Here is a 15,269-nt window from a genome sequence, read left to right as displayed (position 1 = left end):
TCATCGCAACTACAAAACAAGGGAAGAAGCCAAAGTGGATATTACAAAATATATAGAGTTATTTTATAATCAGCGAAGAATTCAAAAAGGCTTGGATTTTAAGACACCAAATCAAATGGCAAAAGACTTTTATCGGTTAGCCGCCTAGAATCTCCCAAGTGAAAGTCTCCTGCTAATTCAGCACACATCAGCTAATAGTTCATCTTTGCGTGAACCTGTAATCAAGGTACATATAAAGAAAGTACTAATTTTGGTATTCGATATATTTTTAATTTCATTAAACCATGATGGTAATTGTTGTTTCGTTAGGCAATCTTTCTTGGCATTAACTGGAGCAACATTTCTGCGTACTGCTTTTGTATTAAATGATTTGGATGGAAGCAGATTCTCAAAACGAGTATCTTCATCGCACCAATTCAAGAAGGCTCTGACAAGTCGATAAGATTTACTTGCTGTTGTCGCTCTAAATGAGTTCTTGTTTAGCCAATCGATAAAAAAATCAGAAGTTAAGTCTATAAGCTTGATATCAAGCAGTTGTTTAATGGGTTGTTCTTTATAAGTATAATTCCTTTCAGAATCATAACCTCCACGGCACAGGTCAATATGATCTTGGTAAGTTCTAGGTCTCCAACGATTTTTATTTGCAGTCACATATAATTCCCAAGCATCACGAAATTTTATCTCTTTACGTTTACTTTCTATGCCATATTTAAGATCAGATTCAATTCTTTTAGCTTTTTCAATTACCGGGTCTATTCCTTGAGAGCATAATACAGCAAGCTCTTTGGCTTTTTCACGAGCATCACTAAGACGCCAATCTTTTACTTGGCCAATAGTTATACGCCGTGTGTTGGAACCAACACGACCTTGGAAGATATATGTTTTTTTATTGTTTGGTGTGACTTTTACACCAAAACCACTAGTGGAGCTATCCCAGTAGAAAGAAGGTTTAGAGTCGGATTGGCATTCTAGTTTTTCTATTGCTGGTTTTGTGAAATTCATATTGATACCAAAAAAATAAGCAATTAGTAAGCAATTTAAGGTTACTATAATCAACAATAAGAACCAATGGTTGATTATTGAAATATTGTAAGCCATTGTATTTATATTATTTTAATCTAAAGTTATCGATTTTTATATTATGGGTTATAGAACTCATAATCCGTTGGTCCCGTGTTCGAGTCACGGTGGGCCCACCATTTATTTATATTCTTATAAGAAAATACTCTACCTTTATTTTTGATAGCAAACTTCCGTGTTCACTCTTTCTCTTGATTACTTTCTCTTATTTAGCCTTTTCTTACTTATACTGATTTAGTATTTATATTCCATTTGCACCCAAACTTTACGGGTATCAACCAAGCTCGCATCTTCGCTTTCAAAGTTGCTCCATTTGGTCAGTACACTTGTCCCTTTGAGTGGTAAAGCTGAGCTTAAAACTAAGCCATATTCTTGCCCTAAATAACGGCTATTTTCATCAGTCGTGTAGTAGTGATATTCACCACCTAAGCTGACTTTCTCGATCGGATTCACCTTAAAATTCAAATAACTATCTGCCAATCCATCGGCAGGCGTATTTAAGAATACATCATTCCAACCATTGAATTTATGCTTTGTACCCAATGGCGTTTGAAAGCCTCGAACGCCTTCGTCACTGCCCAGCACTTCGTAACCTGTTGCAATTTCTCCCTTAACTACACTTGCAGGGAGAAGATATGCCAACTCAACATTGTAATAATCCGCCTCATAATCAATGGGATTATCTGCATAATCTTGCTGTGTCGCATATTCAGCAGCGTAACGTAATGGTAGGCTTGGGATTTTGCCATGAATACGAGCACCGATCGTTTGGCTACTTAAAGTATCTGCACTCCAATCTTGCAAATCCAATAGATAGCCATAAGCAACCGCATTGAACGCTTCACTGGCTTTATAGCGCAATTGTACCAAATGTGACTCACTATCAACTTCACTCGGCTGTGCGACATTATTGGCTATAGGTGTCGCACCTTCACTCCCAAATATAGTATTCACTTGATCAATATAAGCATAGTACAGCGCAAAGTTTGGCGTGAATTTTAAGTTTAAACTGGCCGCATCATAGGTTTGTTCATTTTGACGCCATGCCACACCACCAACGAAGCGTTGATTATCTAAGTTAATCGATTGGCGACCGACAGTAATATCACTACCCTTTAAAAATCCATCAACAGGAAATTGATACTTCAACCACAGCTTATTCAGCTCATAGGATTCTGGATCAACTACGGTGTTGTAATCGCCCTGCCCATTGCGTGTGCTGTTAAATTTATCATTAATTTCAGCAGTCGCTTCCCCCTCTACACCTACACTCAGTCCATTAAATACGCCCGAAATAACGCCCAATCTAGCCCTTGCCGTCACAGCATCGGCATCTATTTTTGTACTTTCCATATCGACATTTTCATAACGCAGACGGAGATCTGCATTGACTTTTGCATCATCAATAAATGGTGATGCAATCACAGCATTGGAAGCAAGGAATACAGCGACAGTGGTGGTATGAAGTGCTAATTTTTTCATAAAATTCCCCATGCAAGCAGGTTTTCTTCATTTGAAAGAACTGTGAAACACAGTGCCAACTTTCTTCTGCTTAAGGTGGTGTTATGAAAATAGGGAATCTAGGAGAAATTCATTGAATGGATAGATGCCCAACTTCATCACGATTTAAGCGAGAAGTGTATTCGGGCATCTTTGACCGTGTGCAATATCAGCGTCGATATGCAACTGTCATAAAATTGCAATACTTATGCCAAACGGAAACTCATCAGTGGGATTCATTCGTCATTGAGCGTTGATACACATACCATCTAATCTTTGGAATCAAGCAACATAGCGACGTAATAAAGATCAATAGCAAAGTCTGAAAATAACCTAATAATTCCGCCAAGCCACCACTCACCACATATAGTCCACCACTCACCATACTCATGATCGCCACATGAAAGGTAAAATCCGAGCCTGCCATATGCTGACGTGCATATCGCATAATCAAGCTTAGCATCGCCACCAATGCCAAAGCGGAGCAAAATTCTTCTAAAGCATTCGCAACATACAAATGAAACTGCGGAAATAAAATATGATTTTCAAATAGATAGGCTAAAATCACATAATAAATAATCGCTAAACTTTGCAATATTGCAAAGCATACAAACATGCTTTGCAGTCCAAACAGACGAATCATCAAACCTGCCAATAATGCACCAAGCAATGCACAGACTGCACCAAATACCGTCACGTTTAAGCCGATCTGCGCTAGGCTGAGCCCCATATCAATCATCATCGGTTTAATAATTGGACCACTTAAACCATCAGCAACTTTGTAAGTCAGTAACACGAAAAACCATAATTTTAATTCAGTATTTTGCCAAAGATACGCCAAGCCTTGTTGAAACTTTAAGAGAATTGAATCTCTAGCAATCGGCGTATCCATTGAATCTGTGCATTGAACTTTCTGTGGCTCACGGTAAAACAATACGGGAATACTATTTAGAAAAACGCCAAGACTAAGCAACAAAAACGTCATTTCCCAAGACAGTAAATCGATCGCATACAACACTGCTCCACCACCAATCAAGAAACCGAGCCGTGAGCCAATCACTTGGAAGCTATTGCCCCAGTGAAGTTGCCCCTTCTTTAAAATATTCACCGCCAAGCCATCAGTGGCAATATCTTGTGTTGCACAAAATAGATTGAGACAAAATAGTACCGTAAATAATCCCCATAGAATCGCAGGATTTGCCATTTGATCAATCGGTAAAAATGCCAAAACAATCAAGCAAATTAAAGTCAAACTTTGGGTGAAAATAATCCATGCACGATAATGCCCTAAACGTCGAGACCCAAATTGATCGACTACAGGCGCCCACAAGAATTTAATCGCCCACGGCAACATCAACAGACCTGATACACCAATCTCGGCAAGTGATACACCATAATGACGTAGCAATGCAGGTAAGGCTTGAGTCATAAAGCCAACGGGTAAGCCTTGTGCCAAATACAGACTGAGTAATAGCCATAGGCTAAAATGCGGATTTTTAGAATATATAGGTTGTGCCGATTGGATTGGCTGTGCAGATGGTGAGTTGCGTTGCAGGTTGTCGGTCATGAGGTGGCTTAAATGTTACATCATCAGTGCAGATCAAAATAGCACAAAAAAATAAGGCTTCAATCGAAGCCCTATTTTTTTTAATTCATATACACATCGACGGTTAGTCATCAATTTGTTCATTTTCCACACGTTGTCTAAACTTCTGACCCGCACGGAAAGTCACCACACGACGTGCAGTGATTGGAATCTCTTCACCAGTTTTTGGATTACGACCTGGACGCTGTCGTTTATCACGCAGTTCAAAATTACCAAAACCCGAAAGTTTGACTTGATCGCCATCGATCAATGCCTGACTCAACTCGTTAAAAAATAACTCAACCAATTGCTTCGCTTCCCTACGATTTAAGTTGGTCTTCTCACTTAAGTGATCTGCCATTTCGGCTTTTGTTAATGCTGTCATGAGGCCCTCAATTTAGCTTTATACGTTGTTTCTAGGCTTCCAATTACACGATCCATCGCTAGTTTTATTTCCGCATCTTCTAATGTACGTGAAGGATGTTGGAAAAGCAAAGCAAAAGCTAATGAACGGTGTCCAGTTTCAACGCCTTGTCCTGTGTAGACATCAAACAACCAACTCGCTGACAAAAACTCACCTGCAGATTGCTTGATCGTTGTTTCTATTGAACTTAACGCAATATTAGCATCAATTACAAGTGCAATATCACGTCGAACTGAAGGAAATCGTGATAATTCTGTAAAATTATATACATACGGTTGCAAAAGCAGGCTCTGATCCATTTCCGCAACCCAAGTTACGCCGAGATCTAATTCCGCTTCTAATGATGGGTGCAAACGTCCGAGATAGCCCACAGACTGACCATTAACCACAATCTCAGCCGACTGACCTGGGTGCAACCAAGCACGTTCAGAACGCTGATATTCAACACTGGTATGTGCCGTGTCAATTAACGCTTCGACTTCACCTTTTAGATCGTAAAAATCCATGTCTTGCGTTTTGACATGCCATTGCTCAGGTGCTTTTGAGCCAACGGCGATCATCGCCAAAGTCGGAATTTGTTTCAGATCATGGATAGACGTTGCTGTCTGATAGTCAAAACGCAAGCCAAGCTCGAAGAAGCGTACACGATCTTGCTGACGGTTTAAGTTGTATTGCACACATGGAATCAAGCTAGACAATAATGTGCTACGCATCACCGCCAAGTCGCTAGAAATCGGGTTAGCAAGGGCTAAAGCATTCACTTGTGGATTAAGCTGATTTTCTAGTTTGGCATCGACAAAGCTAAAGCTAATCGCCTCTTGATAGCCGAGGGCCACCAAAGTCTGACGCAACTGCCCTATTTCACTTTGATCTTGATAATTTTCCAAAGTGATTTGCATATTCGGCTTAGTCGTTGGAATATTGTCATAACCGTAAATACGGGCAATTTCTTCGATCAAATCTTGATAAATCGCTAAATCATAACGATGCGATGGCGGAGTCACCGACCAAGTTTGATTATCTGCATCACCTTGTGCAACCACCTCACACTCAAGGCGAGTCAACACATCTTGTATAAATGACGCTTCAACATGGAAGCCGAGTAATTTATCCACTTGCGCTTGGCTCAATTGAATTGCTGTACGCTTTGGTAAAAGAGATACATTTTCCACCGTGGTCACTTCACCAAACTCACCACCTGCAAGCTGTTGAATCAATTGACTAGCACGATCCATCGCCAAAGCAGGCAATTCAAAATCTACACCACGCTCAAAACGCTGTGAAGCATCTGTATGTAGACCAAAACGACGTGCACGCCCTGCAATTGCAAGCGGTGCGAAGAAGGCACTTTCTAGGAAAATATTATGCGTATCATCGGTCACACTCGATGACAGACCGCCCATGATGCCACCGATTGCCAAGACTTTTTGATCGTCTGCAATTACCGTCACATCATCTTGCAATTCCACTTCTTGGTCATTGAGCAAAACCAGTTTTTCACCTTGTGTCGCTTGACGTACATGCACGGCGCCTTCGATTTTATCCGCATCAAAAGCATGCAAAGGCTGACCAAGTTCAAGCAAGACATAGTTGGTAATATCCACCAAAATGCTGTGGCTACGAATCCCTGAATTGGTCAGCGCTTGCGCCATCCAGTCAGGTGTCGGTGCTTTGGTATTGACGTTTTGAATTATACGACCGAGATAGCGAGGTGAAGCTTCCGTCGTCACATTCACCGTTTTTTGCGCTGAAATCGTCGCTGGCACGGCTTGAATTTCAGGTGCTTGGGCACTCAGCTTGTTAATCACAGCAACTTCACGAGCGATACCACGAATACTAAAGCAATCACCACGGTTCGGCGTGATACTGATGTCGATGACACGATCATCGAGCTTGAGATACTCACGGATATTGACACCAACAGGCGCGTCCGCAGGCAACTCTAATAAACCGTCAATTTGATCTTCTAAATCAATCTCTGATGCACCGCACAGCATCCCATGTGACTCCACGCCACGCAGTTTGCCTTTTTTAATTTTAAAATCACCTGGTAAAACTGCACCGATGGTTGCCACTGGCGCTTTCATACCCACAGTGACGTTCGGCGCACCACAGACGATTTGCACTGGTTCAGCTTCGCCAATATTTACTGTCGTGACACGTAGGCGATCAGCATCAGGATGTTGCTCTACCGTCAACACTTCTCCAACTACAACGCCAGTAAATGGTTTTGCCACTGGTGAGCTGTCGTCAATTTCCAATCCGAGCATGGTCAGTTGATCTGCCAATGTGTCGCTATCGACCGCAGGATTCACCCAAGCACGCAACCAATTTTCACTAATTTTCATTTTTTCAATATTCCTTCAATCTCCCCTAACCCCTCATTAAAAAAGAGCGGGACTTAGATGAATCTTATTCACTATAAGTTTCAGGATAAGTCCCCCTTTACAAAGGGGGATTTAGGGGGATTTCTTAATCACTCAATACTTCAAATCTATAAATCTTAATCAGTTCTTTAGGCGAATTGACGCAAGAAACGCACGTCATTTTGATAGAACATGCGCAAATCATTCACGCCATAACGAAGCATCGCAAAGCGCTCTATCCCTAATCCAAACGCAAAGCCTGAATATTGCACTGGGTCGATTCCACAATTTTGCAGCACGGTCGGATGCACCATGCCACAGCCCATGACTTCAAGCCATTTGCCACGCTCATCCATAATGTCCACTTCGGCACTTGGCTCGGTAAATGGGAAATACGATGGACGGAAACGCACGGTGAGTTCTTTTTCAAAAAAGGCTTCTAATAAATTGATGATGATGCCTTTAAATTCGGTAAAGTTGGTGTTTTCGGTGACGTACAAGCCTTCGATCTGATGAAACATCGGCGAGTGGGTTTGATCTGAGTCACAGCGATACACACGACCTGGGCAAATGATGCGAATCGGTGGTTTTGCCGTTTCCATGGTACGGATTTGCACACCAGACGTATGGGTGCGCAATAAATGCTGTGCATCAAAATAAAAGGTGTCATGCATGGCACGTGCAGGGTGATGACTTGGAATATTCAAGGCTTCAAAGTTGTGATAATCATCTTCAACCTCAGGGCCTTCTGCCACCACAAAGCCTGCTTTAGTAAAAAATTGACTAATCCGCTCACGCACTTGGGTCACTGGATGAATGCTACCGACCTGCTGACCACGACCTGGCAGGCTAATATCAATGGTTTCGCTGGCAAGTTTCGCCGTCAATGCTTGCTGTTGTAGCTCAGCTTGTCGTGCGGTCAAAGCATTGTTGATCGACTCACGCACGGCATGGATTTTCGCCCCTTCGACTTTACGTTGTTCAGGATCCATTTTACCTAAGGCTTTAGACTGTTCTGCAAGTTGACTCTTTTTCCCTGTAAATTGCACACGGACTTGATCAAGTGTGGCAAGTTCATTGGCTTCGGCAATCGCCGTCAGCGCTTCAGCGGTCAAGGCTTCCAGTGACATAATAACTCTCAAATGTTCATCAATTTTTTTAGAGGCTGTATTCTAACAGTTTTTTCTCAAATATTTTATGAAGAAGATGCAATAAAGCGTATCTCTCAAATAAATTGCACAAACTAGCATTTTCCATCATTGCTATTAAACATTCGTGTCATTGCAGATCAACGTCGATTCTGTACACTACATGCAGGAATTTTTTGAATAGACATAGGAATTGCACATGAGCGAGGCTTATATTTTTGATGCCGTCCGTACCCCACGTGGTAAAGGAAAAAAAGACGGTAGCTTGTACGAAGTCAAACCCATCTCCCTCGTTACCACCCTACTTCACGCCTTAGAACAGCGCAATCAACTCGATACCTCCAAAGTCGAAGATGTGATTCTCGGCTGTGTCACGCCGATTGGCGATCAAGGTGGTGATATTGCCAAAACCGCTGCCATTGCCGCAGGTTGGAGCGATCATGTATCAGGCGTACAGATCAATCGCTTTTGTGCATCAGGCTTAGAAGCGGTCAATCTCGCTGCACAAAAAGTCCGCTCAGGTTGGGAGGATTTGATCGTGGCAGGCGGTGTCGAGTCTATGTCACGCATCCCAATGGGTTCTGACGGTGGACCATGGGCGCTTGATCCGCAAACCAATCTAAAATCTGCCTTTGTTCCACAAGGTGTCGGTGCAGATTTGATAGCTACATTGGATGGTTATAGCCGTGCCGATGTTGATGCTTTTGCGGTCAATTCACAACAAAAAGCGGCCAATGCACAGGCGAATGGCTATTTTGAAAAATCCATAGTCCCTGTCAAAGATCAGGCAGGTGTGACCATTTTAGAAAAAGATGAATTTATTCGTGGTAACACCACAGCGGAGAACCTTGCCAAGCTCAATCCAAGTTTTGAAATGATGGGCAATATGGGCTTCGATGCAGTGGCACTACAAAAGTATCCTGAAGCACAAAAAGTCAACCATGTGCATCATGCAGGTAACTCCTCAGGCATCGTCGATGGTGCAGCACTTGTATTAATTGGTTCAGAGAAAATGGCTCAAGAGTTGAACCTTAAACCTCGTGCAAAAATCCTGTCTACGGCATTGGTCGGCACTGATCCAACCATCATGCTTACAGGGCCTGCTCCTGCGGCACGTAAAGCCTTAGCCAAAGCAGGTTTAAAGATTGATGACATTGATTTGTTTGAAGTGAATGAAGCCTTTGCCGCAGTGGTGATGCGTTTCGTCAATGAGCTGAACGTGCCGATGGATAAGGTCAATGTCAATGGCGGTGCGATCGCCATGGGACATCCGCTTGGCGCAACTGGTGCAATGATTCTCGGAACATTACTCGATGAGTTGGAACGCCGAAATTTAAAGCGTGGTTTGGCGACGTTGTGCGTTGGTGGTGGGATGGGTATTGCCACAATTATTGAGCGAGTCTAAAAACTGGCTATGTGGTTCTTGCTTCGTTGCGTTGATTTTTGCTGTATGGATCTCAAAAATACTCATTGACCGAATGTCAACTGCGCTTTTTTCGATCTGCCTCGCCTCGCAAGCCCTGCCTCGCCGACATTTTTAGTAATTTAAATTTCAGATTTTAAGTAATTACATCAATATCAGGACATCATAATGAGCGCAATTCAATATCAAAAAGATGCCGACAACATCGTGATTTTAACTTTAGATTCACCGAATCAATCTGCCAATACCATGAATGCAGACTTCCGTGAAGCGCTAGAAGCAACTACGACGAAAATACGTGCAGAGAAAGATCAAATTGCAGGGATTATTTTCACTTCTGCGAAAAAGACCTTTTTTGCAGGCGGTGATTTGGATGAGTTGATCCAAGCCACACCTGAACATGCCACAGAATTTTTCAACATGATTGAAAGCATGAAAGTGCAATTTCGTCAGATCGAAACACTTGGCGTACCTGTAGTTGCTTGTTTGAATGGCACAGCACTTGGTGGTGGTTGGGAGCTGGCATTAGGCTGTCATCATCGTATTGCTCTGCAAGATGCTAAAGCAAAATTTGGCTTACCTGAAGTGACTCTAGGACTGCTTCCGGGAGGCGGTGGTATCGTCCGCATGGTGCGTTTGCTTGGGCTTCAAACAGCTTTTCCATTCCTCATGGAAGGTAAACAGTTTGGCGTTGCACAAGCCGTTCAACTGGGCTTAATTCATGACACAGCAAGCTCGAATGAGGAATTACTCGACAAAGCTAAAGCATGGGTAAAGTCTAATCCAAAAAGTCAACAACCTTTCGACGTGAAAGGTTATAAAATTCCGGGTGGCGATCCAAAAACACCTGCCGTTGCACAAGTCCTTGCCATTGCCCCTGCGATACTCCGTAGTAAAACCAAAGGCTGTTATCCTGCGCCTGAGGCGATCATGGCAGCAGCCGTTGAAGGTGCACAGGTCGATGTCGATACCGCACTACGAATCGAAAGTCGTTATTTTACTGAACTTGCCACAGGTCAAGTATCAAAGAATATGATCGGCACTTTTTGGCACGGCTTAAATGCGATTAAAGCAGGTGAAAGTCGCCCGAAAAATATCGAAAAATGGCAAGCGACAAAAGTCGGTATACTCGGCGCAGGCATGATGGGCGCAGGCATCGCCTACTCGACAGCGATTAAAGGCGTGCCTGTTGTGCTAAAAGATGTCAGTATTGAAGCAGCGGAGAAAGGCAAAGCGTATAGCCAAAAACTACTCGAAAAGCGTGTATCACGTGGTCGTATGACAGCTGAGAAAAAGGATCAAATTCTTGCGCTCATTCAGCCGTCTGCCGATGCCAAAGATTTGCAAGGCTGTGACTTGATTATCGAGGCGGTATTTGAAAATCAAGCACTCAAAGCCAAAGTCACCGAGGAAGCCGAACAGTATCTGATCGATGGTGGTGTGATGGCATCGAATACCTCAACCTTACCAATTACAGGGCTTGCACAAGCCAGTAAAAATGCCAAAAACTTCATTGGGCTACACTTCTTTAGTCCAGTCGATAAGATGCAACTGGTCGAAATCATCAAAGGGCATGAAACTTCAGATGAAACTTTGGCACGTGCCTATGACTTTGTACAGCAGATTGCCAAAACTCCAATCGTCGTGAATGATAGCCGTGGCTTCTTTACCAGTCGTGTGTTCGGCACTTTTGTACAAGAAGGTATGCGCTTACTTGCAGAAGGCGTACACGCTGCCAAGATTGAAATGGCTGCACTCAAAGCAGGCATGCCAGTTGGGCCACTAGCCATTCAAGATGAGGTCAGTCTGAGCTTGAGTGAGCATGTCACCAATGAAACTCGAAAAGCACTTCAAGCTGAGGGCAAAGACCTGCCGAAATCACCTGTCGAAGACGTAATTGCAGAGATGATCCACAAGCATGAACGTAAAGGCAAAGCTGCTGGTGCAGGCTTCTATGAATATCCGAGCGATGGCAAAAAATATCTATGGGAAGGTTTGTCACAGTGGCAAAAAGACCATGATATCAACGAGCAAGATATGATTGATCGCATCCTCTTTGTACAAGCATTAGATACCTTACGATGCTATGAGGAAAATGTTTTGACTTCGGTGGTTGATGCCAATGTCGGTTCGATCTTTGGTATCGGCTTTGCGCCGTGGACTGGCGGTGCAATTCAATTCTTAAATCAATATGGTTTGGATAAAGCCTTGCAACGTGTCAATGAATTAGAAAGTCGTTTTGGTGCACGCTTCAAAGCGCCTGAGTTGTTAAAAAAACATGCGCAGTCAGGTGAGCCAATCCGTTGATTTGAATTAATCTTCAATAATTAAGTAATAAAAAAAGCAGATTTTCGAATCTGCTTTTCTATATCATTTTGAACGATCAACTAGGTTTAAGCCGCATCCAACGCCACCAGTTTTTCCACAAGATAATGATCCAACTCTGCTACTTTATCCGTAGGGAAAGACAAACCCAGCTTGCTACGACGCCATAGAATATCCGCACTGTGACGAGCCCACTCATGCTCAATCAGGTAATCTACTTCTTGAGAATACAAGCCTTCACCGAAGTCATAACCTAAATCTTCGACTTTGCGAATATGTGCAAGCATCGACCATACACGTGAGCCATAAGCATTGACCCAACGAGTTGCAAGACCTTCTGAAACGCCAACACATTTCTCTTGAACTTCAGAAATTAACAGTTCAATCGACGTGATATTTTCACCACCAGGTAAGGCTTCTTTTGTCGTCCAACTTGCTTGCATTTTATCTTTGAAAAATGGACGCAATTGCTTCATCGCCGACTCTGCAAGTTTGCGATAAGTCGTCAACTTCCCACCAAATACCGCAAGCATCGGTGCTTGATCAGCCTGATCTTGGATCAAAGACAAAGTGTAGTCACGAGTAATCGCCGCAGGATTATCCGACTCATCATCACATAATGGACGCACACCTGCGAAAGTGCTCACCACATCTTCACGCTGTAGTTGTGCTTTGAAATGTTCATTACTGATTTTGATCAGGTAAGTAATTTCTTCTTCTGTGATTGCGACTTTAGCAGGATCGCCTTCATATTCACGATCTGTCGTACCAATCAGGGTAAATTTATCTAAATAAGGAATTGCAAATACAATACGTCCATCGTCATTTTGCATGATGAAAGATTTATCCAAGTCATGCAGTTTTGGTACGATGATATGACTACCCTGAATCAGGCGAATACCATATGGGGATTTGATTTGCACATCTTCACGGATAAATTGCGATACCCACGGTCCTGCCGCATTGACCAAGACTTTAGCTTTGATTTGGAATTGTCCGTGCGTATTTTCAAGATTAATTACCCACAGCCCATCTTCACGCTTTGCCGAAACACAACGAGTTTGTGTCATGATTTGTGCGCCCTTTTCACGAGCTTGCATGGCGTTGAGAACGACTAAACGTGCATCATCAACGGTACAGTCTGAATATTCAAAACCACGAGTGATCGCAGGTTGTAGCGGGCTATCTTCTTTAAAAAAGACATTGTTTGAACCTGATAATTTTTTACGCTTACCCAAATGATCATAGAAAAATAAACCTGTACGAATCAGCCATGCAGGACGCAAATGCGGACGATGTGGCATGATAAAGCGCATCGGTTTGATAATGTGTGGTGCTTTAGCCAACAAGACTTCACGCTCAGCCAATGCTTCACGCACCAAACGAAATTCTTTGTGCTCTAAATAGCGCAATCCACCATGAATCAACTTACTACTCGCCGAAGAAGTATGACTGGCTAAATCGTCTTTTTCACAAAGAAATACCGACAGCCCTCGCCCTGCGGCGTCATTGGCGATACCGACACCATTGATCCCGCCACCAACGACGAATAAATCAAAGATACTTTGGGACGATTGAAGTTTTTGCATAGCACACCACACATCTTATTAATTTTCTATTATGAAAATAATAAACCTTAAAACGAACATTATCAAGCGTTATTTTTGAGAAATAACGAATATTTTCGAACATTTTTAGCTTATAGAATTTTTATTTCAAAACAATGAAAGTTATTTAAATGCTTAATTTTAAAGACATTAACTCAATCTTATTTGATTTATTCCGCAATAATTAGCGGCACACCAGATGCTTTGATCCGATCAGCATATACTTTTTCAGGCATTTCATCGGTATAAATTCGATCGACTTGATCTAAGCTCGCTAAGCGATTCATCGCATTGCGTCCAAACTTTGAACTATCTGCAGCTAAAAATATCTTCCTTGCACCCACCATAATCGCTTGGGACACACAGACCTCTTGAAAATCAAAATCGAGTAATGTGCCATCTTGATCAATACCACTGATCCCAACTAGCGCATAATCGACTTTAAATTGTTTAAAAAAGTCAGCCGTCGCCTGACCAATCACTCCGCCATCGGGACGCACTCGACCGCTAGCGATCATCACTTCAAAGTCTTGCTTACTGCTGAGGATTTTGGCGACATTGAGATTATTGGTAATGACTTTGAGCCCGCTATGTTGCAACAGCGCATGTGCAATCGCTTCAGTGGTTGTACCGATATTGATAAAGATCGAGGCGTGATCTGGCACATCTTTGGCAACAGCCTCGGCAATACGGCGCTTTTCTTCGAGCAACTGCCCTGCACGCATGCTGTACTCTGTGTTGGCAACTGTGGAGGAGTCATAAGCCGCACCACCGTGATAACGACGCAACAAACCTTCATCCGCCAGTTGATTAATATCTCGACGAATCGTCTGCGGTGTCACATTAAAATACTGTGCCAACTCATCAATACTGATATAGCCTCTCGTCTTGACCAGTTCGATGGTTTGTTGATGCCGAAGAATTAAGCCCATCACATCTCTTCCTAGATTATGTTGTTATTCTGATTCCCACTCTCGTGTACGTTTTACCGCCTTTTGCCACCCTTTATAGAGTTTTTGCATCTCATCGTGATCATGCGTCGGCGTATAGGTTTGATCAATAGAGATTTTCTCTTTCAACTCATCAATATCTTGCCAAAAGTCTACCGCTAGACCTGCTAAAAATGCAGCGCCCATTGCTGTCGTTTCTCTGAGTGTTGGACGCTCTACAGGCACATTTAAAATGTCAGACTGGAATTGCATCAGAAAATTATTCCCTGTCGCACCACCATCTACACGTAATTTTTTCAGGGAAATATCGGCATCATTTTGCATTGCATCAAGGACATCTCTAGTCTGATAAGCGATCGCTTCCAAGGTCGCACGGATAATATGCTCACAGCTTGCGCCACGCGTTAGCCCAAAGATTGCACCACGTGCATCAGGATCCCAATATGGTGCACCGAGCCCTGTAAATGCAGGCACGACATAGACGCCATTACTGTCTTTCACCTTAGTCGCATAATATTCTGAATCATGCGAATCATGAATGACTTTGAGCTCATCACGTAGCCACTGTACGCTCGAACCCGCATTGAAGATTGCCCCTTCTAAGGCGTAATTCACCTCGCCATTTTTACCGCAGGCAATGGTAGTAATCAGACCGTGTTCCGAACGTACGGCTGCTTTACCTGTATTCATTAGCAAGAAACAGCCTGTACCATAAGTATTCTTTGCCTGACCAGACTCTACACAGATTTGACCAAACAATGCAGCCTGTTGATCACCTGCAATGCCTGCAATTGGAATACGAGTTTCTTGCCCGCTGATGGTATACGTATGCCCATACACTTCAGAAGATGAACGTACTTC

12 protein-coding genes are annotated in these 15,269 nt (G+C 42.9%); 3 read left to right on the top strand and 9 right to left on the bottom strand.

Features of this window, described 5'->3' with window-relative positions; genetic code table 11:
- The coding region (locus ACE3PQ_RS03945; RefSeq protein ID WP_374295404.1) for an IS3 family transposase at nucleotides 1-148 on the top strand (148 nt) is incomplete at its 5' end.
- Nucleotides 149-177: 29 nt separating this feature from the next.
- On the opposite strand, the gene ACE3PQ_RS03940 is transcribed toward ACE3PQ_RS03945, so the two are convergent.
- The 6 genes from ACE3PQ_RS03940 to pheS form a co-directional block, all read right to left on the bottom strand.
- The gene (locus ACE3PQ_RS03940) at nucleotides 178-1,098 is read right to left on the bottom strand and encodes an Arm DNA-binding domain-containing protein (protein WP_374295402.1); all 921 of its coding nucleotides are present in this window, start codon (nucleotides 1,096-1,098) and stop codon (nucleotides 178-180) included.
- 216 nt (nucleotides 1,099-1,314) lie between these two features.
- Nucleotides 1,315-2,562 (bottom strand): alginate export family protein, encoded by a 1,248-nt coding sequence (locus tag ACE3PQ_RS03935; RefSeq protein WP_374295400.1) that lies wholly within the window; start codon nucleotides 2,560-2,562, stop codon nucleotides 1,315-1,317.
- 244 nt (nucleotides 2,563-2,806) lie between these two features.
- Nucleotides 2,807-4,147, bottom strand: a complete 1,341-nt coding sequence (locus tag ACE3PQ_RS03930; RefSeq protein ID WP_374295399.1) for an MFS transporter — start codon at nucleotides 4,145-4,147, stop codon at nucleotides 2,807-2,809.
- Nucleotides 4,148-4,250: 103 nt separating this feature from the next.
- A complete protein-coding gene (locus ACE3PQ_RS03925; RefSeq protein ID WP_241573712.1) occupies nucleotides 4,251-4,550 on the bottom strand; it encodes an integration host factor subunit alpha in 300 nt (99 codons plus the stop codon).
- Entirely contained in the window at nucleotides 4,547-6,937 is a 2,391-nt protein-coding gene (pheT, locus tag ACE3PQ_RS03920) for a phenylalanine--tRNA ligase subunit beta (RefSeq protein ID WP_374295395.1), read from the bottom strand. The genes ACE3PQ_RS03925 and pheT overlap by 4 nt, the downstream gene beginning before the upstream one ends.
- A 167-nt stretch (nucleotides 6,938-7,104) precedes the next feature.
- The gene (pheS, locus tag ACE3PQ_RS03915) at nucleotides 7,105-8,085 is read right to left on the bottom strand and encodes a phenylalanine--tRNA ligase subunit alpha (RefSeq protein WP_374295394.1); all 981 of its coding nucleotides are present in this window, start codon (nucleotides 8,083-8,085) and stop codon (nucleotides 7,105-7,107) included.
- Nucleotides 8,086-8,302: 217 nt separating this feature from the next.
- Here pheS and ACE3PQ_RS03910 point away from each other — a divergent pair, with 217 nt between their 5' ends.
- Entirely contained in the window at nucleotides 8,303-9,508 is a 1,206-nt protein-coding gene (locus ACE3PQ_RS03910) for an acetyl-CoA C-acetyltransferase (protein WP_374295392.1), read from the top strand.
- Between the two features lie 186 nt (nucleotides 9,509-9,694).
- Complete coding sequence (locus ACE3PQ_RS03905; RefSeq protein ID WP_374295391.1) at nucleotides 9,695-11,833, top strand: 3-hydroxyacyl-CoA dehydrogenase NAD-binding domain-containing protein; 2,139 nt, start codon at nucleotides 9,695-9,697, stop codon at nucleotides 11,831-11,833.
- Nucleotides 11,834-11,919: 86 nt separating this feature from the next.
- Here ACE3PQ_RS03905 and glpD read toward each other — a convergent pair whose 3' ends face one another.
- The 3 genes from glpD to ACE3PQ_RS03890 all read right to left on the bottom strand — a co-directional run.
- Nucleotides 11,920-13,440: a glycerol-3-phosphate dehydrogenase gene (gene glpD, locus ACE3PQ_RS03900; RefSeq protein ID WP_374295389.1), complete on the bottom strand. Its 1,521-nt coding sequence runs from the start codon at nucleotides 13,438-13,440 to the stop codon at nucleotides 11,920-11,922.
- A 188-nt stretch (nucleotides 13,441-13,628) separates the two neighbouring features.
- The gene (locus ACE3PQ_RS03895; RefSeq protein WP_374295387.1) at nucleotides 13,629-14,390 is read right to left on the bottom strand and encodes a DeoR/GlpR family DNA-binding transcription regulator; all 762 of its coding nucleotides are present in this window, start codon (nucleotides 14,388-14,390) and stop codon (nucleotides 13,629-13,631) included.
- A gap of 24 nt (nucleotides 14,391-14,414) precedes the next feature.
- On the bottom strand, nucleotides 14,415-15,269 hold an 855-nt coding region (locus tag ACE3PQ_RS03890; protein WP_374295385.1), incomplete at its 5' end, for an FGGY-family carbohydrate kinase.

The sequence above is a fragment of the Acinetobacter sp. genome (assembly GCF_041911495.1).
Lineage (GTDB): Bacteria > Pseudomonadota > Gammaproteobacteria > Pseudomonadales > Moraxellaceae > Acinetobacter.
The sequence above is the reverse complement of the archived record's forward strand: the minus strand, read 5'-3'. Positions and strand labels throughout refer to the sequence as shown.